This is a genomic window from Candidatus Woesearchaeota archaeon, from assembly GCA_026394965.1.
Lineage (GTDB): Archaea > Nanobdellota > Nanobdellia > Woesearchaeales > 0-14-0-80-44-23 > JAPLZQ01.
The window spans coordinates 1-14317 of the sequence record JAPLZQ010000061.1; the positions used below are offsets into that span (position 1 = coordinate 1).

General features: G+C 42.7%; 12 protein-coding genes. 7 read left to right on the forward strand and 5 right to left on the reverse strand.

Translation table 11 applies throughout. The features are described 5' to 3' along the window. Nucleotides 1-29: 29 nt before the first annotated feature. The 3 genes from NTV63_02460 (at nt 30) to NTV63_02470 (ending at nt 3771) form a co-directional block, all read left to right on the forward strand. The gene (locus tag NTV63_02460) at nt 30-995 is read left to right on the forward strand and encodes an ATP-grasp domain-containing protein (protein MCX6709796.1); all 966 of its coding nucleotides are present in this window, start codon (nt 30-32) and stop codon (nt 993-995) included. 155 nt (nt 996-1150) lie between these two features. Beyond that, complete coding sequence (locus NTV63_02465; protein MCX6709797.1) at nt 1151-2194, forward strand: ATP-grasp domain-containing protein; 1044 nt, start codon at nt 1151-1153, stop codon at nt 2192-2194. Nucleotides 2195-2352: 158 nt separating this feature from the next. Beyond that, on the forward strand, nt 2353-3771 hold the full coding sequence (locus NTV63_02470) for a hypothetical protein (GenBank protein ID MCX6709798.1): 1419 nt from the start codon (nt 2353-2355) through the stop codon (nt 3769-3771). Between the two features lie 61 nt (nt 3772-3832). Here the strand turns inward: NTV63_02470 and NTV63_02475 are convergent, their stop codons facing one another. Beyond that, entirely contained in the window at nt 3833-4072 is a 240-nt protein-coding gene (locus NTV63_02475; protein ID MCX6709799.1) for a hypothetical protein, read from the reverse strand. Nucleotides 4073-4192: 120 nt separating this feature from the next. Here NTV63_02475 and NTV63_02480 point away from each other — a divergent pair, with 120 nt between their 5' ends. The 3 genes from NTV63_02480 (at nt 4193) to NTV63_02490 (ending at nt 7217) form a co-directional block, all read left to right on the forward strand. Next, nucleotides 4193-4762, forward strand: a complete 570-nt coding sequence (locus NTV63_02480; GenBank protein ID MCX6709800.1) for a LemA family protein — start codon at nt 4193-4195, stop codon at nt 4760-4762. A 15-nt stretch (nt 4763-4777) separates the two neighbouring features. Then, entirely contained in the window at nt 4778-5668 is an 891-nt protein-coding gene (gene htpX / locus NTV63_02485) for a zinc metalloprotease HtpX (GenBank protein ID MCX6709801.1), read from the forward strand. Nucleotides 5669-5798: 130 nt separating this feature from the next. Continuing rightward, nucleotides 5799-7217 (forward strand): hypothetical protein, encoded by a 1419-nt coding sequence (locus NTV63_02490; protein ID MCX6709802.1) that lies wholly within the window; start codon nt 5799-5801, stop codon nt 7215-7217. A gap of 2 nt (nt 7218-7219) precedes the next feature. Here the strand turns inward: NTV63_02490 and gyrA are convergent, their stop codons facing one another. Genes gyrA through NTV63_02510 form a run of 4 tightly spaced genes read right to left on the reverse strand, consistent with a single transcriptional unit; the run spans nt 7220 to nt 11708 of the window. After that, nucleotides 7220-9862: a DNA gyrase subunit A gene (gyrA, locus tag NTV63_02495; GenBank protein ID MCX6709803.1), complete on the reverse strand. Its 2643-nt coding sequence runs from the start codon at nt 9860-9862 to the stop codon at nt 7220-7222. Between the two features lies 1 nt (nt 9863). Then, a complete protein-coding gene (locus tag NTV63_02500; protein MCX6709804.1) occupies nt 9864-10007 on the reverse strand; it encodes a hypothetical protein in 144 nt (47 codons plus the stop codon). A 42-nt stretch (nt 10008-10049) separates the two neighbouring features. After that, complete coding sequence (gene scpB / locus NTV63_02505; GenBank protein MCX6709805.1) at nt 10050-11072, reverse strand: SMC-Scp complex subunit ScpB; 1023 nt, start codon at nt 11070-11072, stop codon at nt 10050-10052. Between the two features lie 12 nt (nt 11073-11084). Further along, nucleotides 11085-11708 (reverse strand): hypothetical protein, encoded by a 624-nt coding sequence (locus NTV63_02510; GenBank protein MCX6709806.1) that lies wholly within the window; start codon nt 11706-11708, stop codon nt 11085-11087. 468 nt (nt 11709-12176) lie between these two features. Here NTV63_02510 and NTV63_02515 point away from each other — a divergent pair, with 468 nt between their 5' ends. Next, nucleotides 12177-14111 carry a beta-propeller domain-containing protein gene (locus NTV63_02515; GenBank protein ID MCX6709807.1) on the forward strand — a complete coding sequence of 645 codons (1935 nt, stop codon included), beginning with the start codon at nt 12177-12179 and terminating at the stop codon, nt 14109-14111. Nucleotides 14112-14317 lie beyond the last annotated feature (206 nt).

Genomic DNA, 14317 nt, shown 5'->3' on the forward strand with positions numbered 1-14317 from the left:
AATTTGATAACGAATCAACAGTCAATGCCATAAAGAAATCGCTTGAGATGTCGGGATTCAGGGTAGTGAAGGTTGAGGCAGATGACAAGGCATACATCAAGCTCAAGAAGATAAAGCCCGACTTTGTGTTCAACATTGCAGAAGGGCTGGGCGGAAAAAGCAGGGAATCACACATTCCCGCAATGCTTGAGGTGCTTGAGATTCCATACACTGGCTCAGACCCTTCAACCCTCTCAATCGGGCTCAACAAGGCAATGACAAAGGAAATTCTTGAGCAGCATAAAATCCCAACAGCTCCGTTTCAGGTTTTCTATGCTCCCGAGGACAGGCTAAACAGAAAGGTTTCATTTCCTCTCATAGTAAAGCCGCTTTATGAGGGCTCAAGCAAGGGAATCAAGGACAATTCTGTGGTAAAAAACGAGAGAGAGCTGCGTGAAAAGCTGAAAGAGGTAATTGAAAACTATGAGCAGCCAGCCCTGGTGGAAAACTTCCTCCCCGGAAGGGAATTCACTGTCGGCGTTATTGGAAATGACGAGCCGGTTGCCCTTCCCATAAGGGAGATAGTATTTGACAAATTCCCCGAAGGGGCAAACAAGATATATTCCTATGAAGCGAAGTGGGTGTGGGATACACCCGAAAACCCAATTGACGTCGGAGTCTGTCCGGCAAAGCTTCCTGCGCACATGAAGAAGCGGATAGAGAAGCTTGCGGTGGACACCTACAGGGTTTTGGAGTGCAGGGACTGGTCAAGGGTGGACATACGGCTTGGGAAGAGAAACAGGCCTTACGTGCTTGAGATAAATCCTCTTCCCGGCATTCCTCCTGACCCGTCTGAGCACGGATGCCTGCCCTCAATATGGTATTCAATGGGGCTGAAATACGAGCAGCTCATAAACACAGTGCTTTATCATGCAATGAAGAGATACGGAATTGAGGGAAAGCTCAGGGAAGCGCACATAATAAAAGACCTGAAAAGGGAGAAAAGGAAAAAATAATCCGGGATTAAATAACTGATGATTAAACAACAGACGGTTAATTCAATTTCAATTCGGGATTAATAAAATTTATGATTAATAGAGTATCAGCAAAAAAAGAAGAGATAGAAAACGAGGACAAAAACAAGAGAAAACTTGGGGAGTGAATTTATAAAATGGTTATGAAAATAGGGATTTTATACAACATCGTGAACAAGCTTGAAAGGGGAGAGCCTGCTGACATAATTGCAGACCAGGACATCCTCAATACTGTAAAGGGAGTCGGAGACGCCCTTAAATCAGCCGGGCATGAGGTAAGCACAATACCAGTGGACTCGCAGATCTATGAAAAGCTCAAGTCATCAAAGCTGGACCTTGTGTTCAATCTCGGAGAGGGAATTGGCGGAAATGTTATTGCAGAGGCATACATCCCTGCAATGCTTGAGCTTCTTGCGATACCATACACGGGCTCAAACTTCCTGACTTTATCAGTGTGCCTTGACAAGTCAAGGACAAAGCAGATTCTCATGTCAAATGACATTCCCACGCCAAAATTCCAGATATTCAAGGAAGCATCTGATGCATTGAATCCTGAACTGAAATTCCCGATGATTGTAAAGCCAATTCATGAGGACGCAAGCATAGGGATAACAAATGATTCTGTAGTAAATGATGAGGCAAAGCTAAGGGAAAGGCTCACCTATGTCATAAAGAACTACAAGCAGAATGCAATTGTTGAGGAATTCATAGACGGAAGGGAAGTCAATGTCTCAATTATAGGAAACAGGGAATTATGCGCGCTTCCTGTTGAGGAGCTTGAGTTCAGGGACATTCCCGAAGGAACATTCAAGATATGCTCATACCAGGCAAAATGGATGCCTGATACAGAGATATTCAAGAAAACAGTCCCGGTATGCCCGGCGGCAAACCTGCCGAAGAATGTTGAGAACAAGGTGAAGAGGCTCTCTCTTGCAGCATACAGGATTATGGAATGCCAGGACTATGCAAGGGTTGACATAAGGATAGACAAGGATAACAACCCATTCATCCTCGAGGTAAATCCAAACCCGGATATTGGACCGATTGACACTGCGTTTACAAGGGCTGCATCTGCATCAGGGATTGACTACAATGCTTTGATACTGAAAATCGTTGACTTTGCAATTGAAAGGCAGATTGCACAGAAAAGGGTTGAGGCAAAGCTGAGCGTAATTCAGTAAGCAAGATTTAATGCTTTAAAACTGCTTGAAAACTTTTTTTGCCTTTTTTTGGGATAAGGCATTTTTTCCTTTTTTTGTCAATTGCAAATCTGATTTTTTTAATTTATTCACTTAATTTTAGGAAAGAATTAAATTCTTTAAAACAATAATGCTTTAATATGCAGGTTCGAGGGGGAAGAGTGAAGAAGAACAGGTATGAAAAGGTAAAGCTGTCCTACAGGATAACAAAGAGGGGGCTGCACGTCCACATAAACAAGCGCGTATATCCTATCAACTATCCCCTTTCTGTCTGGAAAAATTTCTCAAGGAATTCCAAGCACTTCCTTTCAGACAATCTTCTCAGCGTAGTCGGGATGCAGCTTCCATTCATGCTGAATTCGAAGAAGGTTATTTACAGTTCTTCCTTTCCCATGCTTGAGCCTTTTTTCAGGGAGCTCTCAATATTTTCTGCACCTGCCTGCGTTGATGCCGACAGGAAGTCAGTATCTGAAAGCCTGAAGCAATACCTGAATGTCCAGCACAAGTTCCGGAATTACAAGATAAAGAAGCCAAATATCCAGTTTGAGCCAGAGGAAAAGAGCATTGTTACATTCACATTCGGAAAAGACAGCCTCATGAGCTATGCTATCTGCAAGGAGCTCGGGCTTGAGCCCCTTCCCATTTATGTGAAGGAGCCTGACCTTTCAGGAATGTATGAAAACAAGCATAAGCATGTTCTCCAGGAAAAATTCAGGAAGGAATTCGGGCAGAAAGTGATTAACCTTGAATACGGGCTTGGATATGCAAGGTATTCGGAAAGATTCCCAGAGCTTCAGCCGACTCAGTTCGGCTCCACAAGCCAGCTGACAGAATACGCATTGTCCCTCCTTCCCTTCCTGAAAAAGCACAAGGCGTCATACATGGTTTTTGGAAATGAAAAAAGCTGCTCCGATTCATACTTTACAAACGAGGGCTTTGAGTCAAACCCTGTTTTTGACCAGTCCTCAAACTGGATGATGAGGATAAAATCAATCCTTTCCATAGTTACAAGGAACCAATGCACAGCCATGAGCGTTGTAGAGCCCCTGCATGAGATAGCAATCACAAAAATCCTGCATAACAGGTACAAGAATCTTGCAAAATACCAGACGAGCTGCTTTGCAGACAATGACAACGGAATGAACTCAAGATGGTGCTGCAGCTGCTCAAAATGCGCAAGAATGAACATCTTTATGCTCGCATGCGGAATAGACCCAAAAAGTGCTGATTTAAGAAGCAACATGCTTGGAAGGGAGAGCATGCCCCTTTATCCCATCTTCAATAAATTCAACAAGGAAAAAAACAGTGATGACGGAAGGATAAAGCCGTATGACATGAGCGGGCTTGGGAAAGACGAGCAGCTTCTCGCATTTTACATGGCATACAAGAACGGAGCAAAGGGATTCTTAATAGAGCAGTTCAGGAAAAAATTCCTGAATGAGGCGAAGAGTCGCGAAGACGAGCTTATGAAGAAGTTCTTTTCAGTCCACAACTCAATCACAATGCCATACAAGATAAGAAAGAGTGTTGAAGGAATATACAAAGAGGAATTGGCTTAAAAAATTAAGCGGTTTTTCGTTTTTTAATCATCATTTCTTAACTTAATCATCAACTTTCTAACTATTTCTTGCAGCTTCCCTTTGTGAACCAGGAAACCTGCTCATTCATGCACGCAGTGCACCAGTTCGGGTATTCCATGCCGTCGCTTCCGCAGACGGTAATCCGGAAGTCCATGCAGCCAAGAGGCCTTTCATCAGGGCAGTTTTCCATGGCTTCCCTGCTGCAGCCGAAAGCAAGGATAAGAGAGGCAATAGATGCAAAAATAAGCGCGAAAGCAATAATTGGAATGATTTTTCTCATAATCATTCAAAAAGAAACACCGCATATTTATTTTTTTCTCAATTCAGGGATAAATGATAAGGATTTCTTCGCAAAATTTATAAGCGACTTTAAAACAACATGCTGTAAAAGGGTGATACAATGCAAACAGGAATGCAAACAGGAATAATAGTTTTAGCGGCGGCAATTGGAATAACAGCAGTTTATTTCGTTTCAGACTACAACCGGCTTGTGGTGCTGAAGAACAGGATAGAAAATGCATTCTCTCAGATAGATGTTCAGCTGAAGAGGCGCTCAGACCTAATCCCGAAGCTTGTTGAATCTGTAAAGGGGTATGCCAAGTATGAAAAGGGCGTTCTCAAGGAAATTACAGCTGCAAGGGCGATGGCTGAAGGGGCGCGCTCTGTATCAGACAAGGCCAAGGCAGATGTCAAGATGGAATCTGCGCTTAAGACATTCTTTGCAGTTGCAGAGAGCTATCCAAAACTCCGGGCAAACGAAAACTTCCTCCTCCTGCAGGAGGAAATATCAGGAACTGAAAACAAGATTGCATACTCAAGGCAGTTCTACAATGACACAGTAATGCATTTCAACTCAACAATACAGATGTTCCCGACAAGCATCATTGCATCTATCTTCAGGTTCCAGAAAAGGGATTTCTTCAAGGCAGAGGAATCTGAAAAGGCAGATGTGAAAATGAGCATGCAGTAATCAAGTGATGAAAATATGATATATGAAAGAATAGAAAGCAACAAGAGAAACTCCATAATCCTTTTTGCAGCATTTTTTGCAGTTGTTCTGCTTCTCGGCTATGTTTTTGGAATGCTTTTCTCAACAGGAATATTCGGGATATTCATTGCGCTTTTAATATCAGGGTCAATGGCTCTTGCAAGCTATTATTCCGGAGACAAGATGGCTCTTTCAATAAACCATGCAGTGCCGGCATCAAAAAGGGAATACCCGCACCTGATAAACACAATAGAAGGGCTCTCAATTGCAGCAGGAATCCCAAAGCCAAAGGCATATGTTATGGATGACCCTGCAATAAACGCATTTGCAACAGGAAGGGACCCAACCCATGCATCAATTGCAGTCACCAAAGGAGCGCTTGAGAAGCTGGAAAGAGATGAGCTTGAAGGGGTCATAGGGCACGAGATGAGCCATGTCAAGAACTATGACATAAGATTCATGACAATTGTCGCAATCCTTGTAGGAATAATTGCAATAATCTCAGATTTCATGATGAGAAGCTTCTTCTGGGGCGGAAGGAGAAGAAGCAGGGATGATGAATCAGGGCAGGCATACATCATTCTTGCGCTCGTTGGGCTTGTGCTTGCAATAATAACACCGATAATCGCCCAGCTGATAAAATTCGCAATCTCAAGAAAGAGGGAGTTCTTGGCAGATGCAGACAGCGCCCTTCTCACAAGATACCCGAAAGGGCTGGCAAATGCGCTGAGGAAAATCGAGAAGGACGGAAAGCAGATGGAAAACGCATCTCCTGCTCTTGAGCACATGTACATAGCAAACCCGTTTAAGAAGAAGAACTGGTTTATCGGGATGTTCAGCACCCACCCTCCAATAGAGGAGAGGATAAAGGCGCTGGAAGAGATGTAATAAAATGCAGATGTGATTGAATGCGGCTATCTGTTTTAACTGATTTTTTTAATTGATTTTAATTTTTTTTTTAAAATCCTCAAATCTTTTTCTCACAAGATTTTTAAACCTGAGAAAAATACGCTTTTTTATGGCTGAATCAGTGGCTCTTGACCCTATTGCTGTAATCAGGTATTACAGCAGGAAGGACATCCAGGAAGAGATGGTAATCAATGCGCGGGACAGGGAGGTTGCTGTAAAATACGGCGAATCCGGCTTTGGAAAGCGCCCGGACATTCTAAGGTATCCTGATGACATAATAGAGCTTGCAAAGGACGGGGCAACATCGTTCCACGCATCAGAGGAGCTGTGGAAAAACCCCCTTTCCCTGAAGGCAGAGGAGAAGCGCTCAGAGATTGAACAGCTGAGGACTGGATGGGACCTGGTGCTTGATATTGACTGCCACTTCTTTGAATACTCAAAAATCGCTGCAAAGCTTGTTATTGAAGCCCTGAGATACCACGGGATAAAGAGCATAAGCGTGAAATTCTCAGGAAACAAGGGATTCCATATCGGAGTCCCTTTCCAGGCATTCCCAGATAAGATTGGGGACAAGGAGTCAAGGCTTCTCTTCCCTGAAGGCGCAAGAAAAATCGCATTCTACCTCAAAGAGATGATAAAAAATCCCCTAAGCAGGGAAATTATGGCTCTTGAGAAGAACAACTTCTCGGCAATAGTTGAAAAGACAGGGAAGGATTCAAAGGAAATCACAAGGTTTGTCACAAATGAATTTTCAGAGAATATTCCTGAGCTTAATGCAGAGCCGTTCCTTGACATTGACACAATCCTCATCTCATCAAGGCACCTTTACCGCATGCCATACTCATTCAACGAGAAGTCAGGGCTGATAAGCGTCCCAATACCCCTTGACTCAATCAGCTCATTCAAGAGGGAGGATGCAAAGCCGGAGCTTGTAAAGGTTGTTGAGGAAAGGTTTCTTGACAGGAATAAGGCAATTCCCGGAGAGGCAAAAAAGCTGATTGTCCAGGCATTTGACTTTTCATCGAAGGTTGAGTATGATTCAAGGGAAAAGGAAGAGGCGGCAAATTCAGGAAAGAGAAAGATGGAAGCGCCGACAAGCGCAATCCCCGAATCATTCTTTCCCCCATGCATAAAAAAGATTCTTGAAGGGCTCACAGACGGCAGGAAAAGAGCCATCTTCACCCTTGTGAATTTCCTTTCAAGCGTAGGATGGAATTATGATGAGATTGAGTCAAGGCTTGCTCTCTGGAACAAAAAGAACAGCGAGCCCCTCAGGGAAAATTATCTTGTCGGGCAGATAAGATACCACAGGCAGATGAAAAAGAATGTGCTGCCCCCAAACTGCGCAAACAAGATGTATTATTCTGAAATCGGAGTGTGCGCTCCAGATTCATTGTGCGGCAAGATTAAGAATCCTGCGAATTATGCAATAATCAGGTTCCGCGGGCAGGCGCAGCTGGAAGAAAAGAAAAAACCAAGGGCAAAAAAGCCAAAAGCAAATGCGAAAAAGAGAGAAAAGGAAAATTAAACTTATTCCTCGTAAGAATCCTCTTCTGAATGCTTTTCAGAAGATTCATCCTCATCTTCTGTTCTATCATTTTCTGTTCCATTTTCTTCTGTTTCATTTCCCGGAAGCGAATCATCAGCCTTTCCCGGATTTCCCTTATCAATCTTAAGCGCGATTTCCTTCTCATCATTAATTGCTTCTTTGTCAATCTTCGCAATAGAAACCACTTCATCGTTCTCATCAAGCCTTATCAGATGAACGCCCTGGGCATGCCTTCCGACAACAGATGCCTGGCTTACAGGGAACCTTATTGCGCTTCCGTTCTTTGTGATGAGCATGAGCTCTTCGCCCTCAACAACTTCCTTAACTCCAACAACATTCCCTGTCTTTTCTGACAGTTTTATGTTTGTGACTCCCTTTACAGCCCTTCCTGTAAGCCGGTATTCAGAGACAGGAGTCCTCTTTCCAAACCCCTTCTCTGTAACGCTGAAAAGGAATTTGCTCTCATCAGCTATAATCATCTCAACAACAGAATCATCCTGGGAAAGCTTGACTCCTATGACGCCCTGGGTGACCCTTCCTGCAATCCTCACTTCATCCTCCTTAAAGCGCGCTGCAAAGCCCTTCTTTGTTGCAAGAATGATTTCCTTTGCCCCGTCTCCAAGGCTTACACCCACAACCTCATCATCGGAATCAAGGATTATCGCCCTTATCGCGCTCCTGCTGGTGTCATACCCTGAAAGCGACGCCCTCTTTATCACGCCCTTCTTTGTGCTTATTATAATGCACTTGCTTTCATCAAATGCCTTGAGCTCAATTATCTCAGTTACCTTCTCCTTTTCCCCAAGATTAAGGAAATTCACAACTGGCCTTCCTTTTGCGTTTCTCTGGGATTCAGGAATGTCATAAGCCATAATCCTGTGCACTGAGCCAAGGCTTGTGAACATAAGGAGGAAAGAGTGGGAATTCACAATCTTTATCTTCTCAACAAAATCCTCGTCTTTTGTCGCTGTCCCTATCAGCCCCTTTCCGCCCCTCTTCTGAACCCTGAACTCTGAAAGGGGAGTTCTCTTTATGTAGCCGTCTTTTGTCAATGTGACAACAACATTCTCCTCATCAATAACATCCTCAGGATTCAGCTCAACATACTCTCCCTGCACAATTTCAGTCCTTCTCTTGTCAGCGTATTTCTGCTTTATTTCAAGGGTTTCATCCCTTATTATCTTCATTATCTCAATTTTAGATGCAAGGATTTCCTTCAGGCGCTTTATTGTTTCAATAGTTTCTATGTGCTCATCAGCGATTTTCTGCTGCTCAAGCGAAGCGAGGCGCTGGATTTTCAAGTCAAGGATTGCCTTTGCCTGAATCTCTGAAAGCGAATAGTCCTTTTCAAGCATTGACTGTGCGTCGTTAACAGTTCTTGATGCCTTAATCTTCCTTATGACATTGTCAATGTCCTTTAATGCAATGAGAAGTCCCGTAAGGATGTGCGCTTTCTCTTCAGCCTTTCTTAATTCAAAAGATGTCCTTCTTGTGACAACATCCTTCCTGTGCTCAATGAAATAATGAATAAGCTGCTTAAGATTGAGAACCTTTGGAGCCCCGTTCACAAGCGCAAGCATTATTACGCCAAAAGTTGACTGCATCCTTGTATGCTTGAAAAGCTGGTTTATCACAACATCAGGGTTTGCGTCATGGGAAAGCTCAATTACAACCCTTATCCCGTCCTTGTCACTCTCATCCCTTAGGTCAGAAATCCCCTCAACAGCCTTCCTCTTTATTGCATCGGCAATCTCCTCAATAAGCCCTGATTTCTCAATGTTATAGGGAATCTCCTTTACAATTATCCTCTTTCTGTTCTTGTGCTCTTCAATCTCAGTTCTTGAGCGGACAATAATCTTTCCATAGCCTGTTGTGTAAGCCTCTTTTATTCCGCGCTTTCCGTATATTATCCCTGCTGTCGGGAAGTCAGGCCCGTTTACATGCCTCATAAGCTCCTCAACTGCAATTTCAGGATTGTCAACTGCTGCAATTATTGCATCAGCAACTTCTGTCAGATTGTGCGGAGGTATGTTTGTAGCCATCCCCACAGCAATCCCCGAGCTTCCATTAAGGAGGAGATTTGGGAACTTGCTTGGAAGCACTGTAGGTTCCTTCAATGTTCCGTCAAAATTGGGCGCAAAGTCAACAGTGTCCTTTTCCAAATCAGAAAGCATTTCCTCAGAAATTTTGGAGAGCCTTGCTTCAGTATACCTCATTGCAGCTGCATTATCACCGTCAATGCTTCCGAAGTTGCCCTGCCCCTCAACAAGCTTGTATCTCATTGAGAAGTCCTGGGCAAGCCTTACAAGAGTGTCATAGACAGCCATGTCGCCGTGAGGATGATATTTGCCAAGGCAGTCTCCAACAATCCTTGCGCATTTCTTGAATGGCTTGTTGTGCATGAGCCCAAGGTCAAGCATTGAATAAAGCACCCTCCGGTGAGCAGGCTTTAAGCCATCCCTGACATCAGGAAGAGCCCTTCCGACAATAACTGACATTGCATAGTCAATGTAAGATGCCTGCATCTCATCCTCAATCTCCCTTGGGATAAGATTCCGAAAAGAAGGCTCTGGGATGTCCTTTTTTTCAATTTCCTTCTTTGCTTCCTTTTTGCTTTCTTCCATCTTAATCTTCACTTTCTTCTGGTCTTTCCTTCCTTAACTTTTCAGGAAGATGCTCTAAAATGTTTTCTTCAACCCTGAAGCTTTTCCCGCAGTAAACACACCTTTTTAACTTTCCCGAATAAGCCCCTTTTGGAGCATATTTCATCTTATTTGCGCATCTCGGGCATCTCAGGAGAAGCATTTTTTCCTAAAGCTCCAGCCTTCTCTTCTTTTTCTCTTCTGGCTTGTCTTCAGGCTTTTTCCCTTCGTCCTCTTCGCTGAAAAGCTCATCAACATCAGGGTTTTGCTCCTCTTTTTTTTCAGCGCTGTCCTTTTCTGCGCCGGTATTAAAGAGCTCATCTGCCACTTTTTCAGTTTCTTTCTCAAGAGGGGATTTTTCTTCATTTTTCTTCTCTTTTTTTTCAATCAATGAATCATCATTAGGATTCTCAGTTGAACTTTCAGAGGAGGGCTCATCTTCATTTTCCTCATTCTCCTCTTTCTCATCAAGGCTGTTGAATTTTTTCTCAAATTCGCCTGAATTCTTTTCAGCAATCTGCTCAACAGGGCTTTTTTTCTTATCAGAAGCATATGTTTCAATTTCCGGCTTGCCCTCCTTATTCTCTTCCCCGGTATTGCTGTTCTCATATCTCTCAAGCTTTCCAACCATCTCCTGAAGCTTTTTCTGGGGCGACTTTTCAGCATCCTCCTCAATCTTCCTGAATGCCTTCTGGAGCTCTTCCCTTCCGGCAAGGTCAAAATACTCATAGAACTTCTGGCTGAGGCTTATCAGGTAAGAGCGGCTGTGTCTTTTTTTTGTAACGAAGCCCTCTTCCTCAAGCTGGTCAATATGGTCGTATGCCTTGTTGGTTCTAATCCTTATTATGTCTGACTGGAGTATTGGCGCTTTCCACGCAATCACTGCAAGTGTCTCAAGAACAGTCTTATTGAGCTCAGTCCTTGGGACAATCTTCCTGACAAAGCCAAGGTATTTCTCCCTTACAGCCATGTTGTAAAGTTCGCCGTCATTAAGAATTATAAGCGAGGCATTTTTTTCATCATAATCCTTCTTAAGGGATTCAAGCGATTTCCTGACAGAATCCTCATTTTCATGGGAGAGCTTAGCAAGCTCTGAAGCAGTCATCTTTCTTCCAGAAGAAAAGAGGAGCGCCTCTACCTTCTTCCTGATTTCAACTTCCCTATCTAAACCTAAAGAATCTTGCGCTTTCATTTTTTAGAATTTTTACTTTTTAAGCGAATACCTGCCTTCTTTCTCTTCTATGAACTTGCTTTCAATCATTGCATCAAGGAAAGGCTTGAGCTGCTCTTCTGACACTCCGACTTCAGGAGAAAGCTTGCTTAACGGCAGTTCACCAGCCTTAAGATTTATCATAACATTATTCCTCAAAAGCAGGGCGGCATTTTTCTGCAGAAGCTGGTTTTCTGCATTAAGGTTCTTCAAAACCATGTCCATTCTGTGAACCTTTGCAATAAGCTCATTAAGGCTGTTTGTCATTTCCCTTCCCTCAATTGAAAACTCAACTGGTTCAATTATTTCAACTGTAGAAGGCATGAAATCTATGCAGAATCCAAAAAGGATAGATAAGTCCTTGAAATCAGCCTCAATTTCAGTGAAAGTTGAGAAAAGACCATCCTGAGGCTTTGCCTCAAAGAATTCCTTGCTATTTACGCTTATTTCAGGAACCTTTTCAACATCTTCAATAAGCATCCTTATAGTTTTTTCAATGTAATCCTTTGGAGCGCCAAGAATCTCAATGATTGCTTTTGCAGTCACCATTTTTTCCCACTGCGAAACATCCTTTCCTTCCTCTTTTTCTTCCTTTTTTTCGCCTTTGTTTTTTTCCATTTTTCCGTCATAAAATACTAATCTGTTATGGTTTAAAAAGCTTTCTAATAACCGGTTACGCTCAGTTAACTCGCAAGGTGCAAAGACGGGGTCTTGCACAAGAAATGCAATAGCATTTCTTTGTGAAGCATAAAGCTTCACTGCCGCGATTTGTTGAACAGAATTGATATCGCGGTAATTGAATTTATATCTTGTTTATTCCCTTTAACCGGTTACGCTCAGTTAACGCGCAAGAGCAAGTGGGACATTGCTTTGCAAGTCCCACGAAAAACCTTTTTTTGATTAATTTAACCGGTTACGCGATAGTATAACGCGTAGGGGCATCATGAGAGCAATCTGCAAACAATAGCTTCAAGCCAAATGGAAGCCATAAAAAGTTATTTATAAGCAGTTCAAATAGCTGATTAATTAAGCAGCAGAATGCTGATAAAATCCGAATAATTGCATAAAACGAGCAAGGTGAAAATCATGCAGAAGAAAAACAGGAATGAATTGAAATTAATGTTTGCGCTGGTGTCTGTTGCACTTGTTGCAATCTCGCTTCTTTACGCAATACTCAGCATTAAAATCAATCCCAGAACAATAATAAATGCAGAATCAACAGGATTCTCAAAATTCACATCTGAGCAGGATTTCATGGAAAGAATATCTGAATCAAGGAATTATGGATACAGCTCAGCAGGGCTTGGCGGTGCAAGGATGACTACTCTTGAATCATCTGTTATGAAATCCGCTGATTCATCAGAAGGAACAGGTGCTTCAGCGCCGGAAATTGCGCCTTCTCCGGAAAGATTCTCAGAGACAAATGTTCAGGTTCTCGGGATTGATGAGCCGGACATTGTCAAGACAGATGGAAAGACAATCTACTATTCGCCTGAAACGCTTTACTACCGCACATTTGCCGGAGCAGAATTTGCTGATGCAAAGGTGATGCCCCCGTACTATTATTATTCGCCAAAGACCTTTGTCATAGACAGCAATCCTTCTGAAAGTCCTGAAGTAAGAAACAGGATTAACGCAACAGGCGAGCTTCTCCTGACATCGGAAAATCTCATAATTTTAGGAAATGAGAAGATTACCGCATATGATATGCAGGAGAACAAGGATTGGGAGCTTCCATTCAACAACAGCTACCTTGTTTCTGCAAGATTATACAATGGAAAAATGTACCTTGTGCTGAAGAAAAGCGCATATTACAGCACCTGCCCGATAATGCCTCTTGGAAGCGCAGCAATCAGGTGCACAGACATATACTACCCTAACGGAAATGTTCCGATTGACACAGTATACTTCGTCTTTGAAGTTGAGTCAAGTAGCGGAGAAATAACAAAGGAGCTGTCTTTTGCAGCCCCTGACTCGCAGACAAATGTTTATGTGTCTGAAAAAAGCATCTTTGTTGCAGTGTCATACAGCAAATCAGAATATGAGATTCTAAGAAATTTCATCCTTGAGGATTCAGACCTTTTCCCTTCAGAAGTTGTGAGCAGGGTAAAATCGCTTGATTCCTATGACATCTCAGAAAGCGCAAAAATCACAGAGATTCAGGTTATACTTTCCTCGCACATGAGCACGCTTGATGGGGATGAGCAGCTTACCCTGGCTAACAGAATGAATGATTTCAGAAAAAAGCATGCAAAGGAGCTGGAAAGCACAAGAATTGCAAAGATTGACATATCATCCCTTTCCCTTTCTGCAACAGGAGAGGTTCCAGGAACCCTTCTGAACCAGTTCTCAATAGATGAATACAGCGGCTACCTCAGGACAGCAGTAACCTTCGGGGACTGGGACTCATCTGAGAATGCAATTGTAATCCTCGACAGCGGATTAAACAAGGTCGGGGAAACTGAAAATTTCGGAACATCAGAAAGAATATACTCAGTGAGGTTCATAAAAGAGCTTGCATATGTCGTTACATTCAAGCAGACAGACCCTTTCTTCATAATGGACCTTTCAAATCCAGAAGCGCCTGTGATAAAGGGCGAGCTGAAGATTCCGGGATACTCAGCATATCTTCATCCGGTAAGCGATTCAATAATGATTGGGATAGGAAAAGAGGGCAACCAGGTAAAGGCATCGCTCTTTGATATATCCAACCCCGAAAAACCAAGGGAGCTGAGCAAATACATTCTCTCTGAATACTGGAGCGACATCCTTTCAACCCATCATGCGTTCCTTCTGGATGCAAAGCACAAGGTGTTCTTCCTTCCTGGTTCAGAAGGCGGGCACATAATAAGCTATGAAAATGAAGAGCTTTCCCATGTGAAAAGCATAAAAGAGAGCGGGGTAAAGAGGGCAATCTACATAAACGACCTGCTTTACATCTTCACCTCTTCGAAAATTGTGACAGTTGACGAGTCTTCATGGGAGAGAATGTCTGAGCTAAACCTTGTAGAACAGCAGTGAAAAGAATTTTTTTTTAAATTATTTTTTTTTAAATAATATTTTATTATAAAATTGTAGGCGGATTAATGAGGACGATAATATAAGGTTTAGGAGATAAATATGGCAACACCAAAAAATGTTCAAGATATAGAACTATTATTCCCTGTTGAAAGAGAATATTCCCGCTGCGTTACTGCTTTAAACAGAACCGGCATTCTCACGCTTCT

Coding starts and splice junctions, on each gene's coding strand:
- NTV63_02465 (MCX6709797.1), top strand. CDS start 1,151: ATGGTTATGAAAATAGGGATTTTATACAACATCGTGAACAAGCTTGAA.
- NTV63_02470 (MCX6709798.1), top strand. CDS start 2,353: ATGCAGGTTCGAGGGGGAAGAGTGAAGAAGAACAGGTATGAAAAGGTA.
- NTV63_02475 (MCX6709799.1), bottom strand. CDS start 4,072: ATGAGAAAAATCATTCCAATTATTGCTTTCGCGCTTATTTTTGCATCT.
- NTV63_02480 (MCX6709800.1), top strand. CDS start 4,193: ATGCAAACAGGAATGCAAACAGGAATAATAGTTTTAGCGGCGGCAATT.
- htpX (MCX6709801.1), top strand. CDS start 4,778: ATGATATATGAAAGAATAGAAAGCAACAAGAGAAACTCCATAATCCTT.
- NTV63_02490 (MCX6709802.1), top strand. CDS start 5,799: ATGGCTGAATCAGTGGCTCTTGACCCTATTGCTGTAATCAGGTATTAC.
- gyrA (MCX6709803.1), bottom strand. CDS start 9,862: ATGGAAGAAAGCAAAAAGGAAGCAAAGAAGGAAATTGAAAAAAAGGAC.
- NTV63_02500 (MCX6709804.1), bottom strand. CDS start 10,007: ATGAAATATGCTCCAAAAGGGGCTTATTCGGGAAAGTTAAAAAGGTGT.
- scpB (MCX6709805.1), bottom strand. CDS start 11,072: ATGAAAGCGCAAGATTCTTTAGGTTTAGATAGGGAAGTTGAAATCAGG.
- NTV63_02510 (MCX6709806.1), bottom strand. CDS start 11,708: ATGGAAAAAAACAAAGGCGAAAAAAAGGAAGAAAAAGAGGAAGGAAAG.
- NTV63_02515 (MCX6709807.1), top strand. CDS start 12,177: ATGCAGAAGAAAAACAGGAATGAATTGAAATTAATGTTTGCGCTGGTG.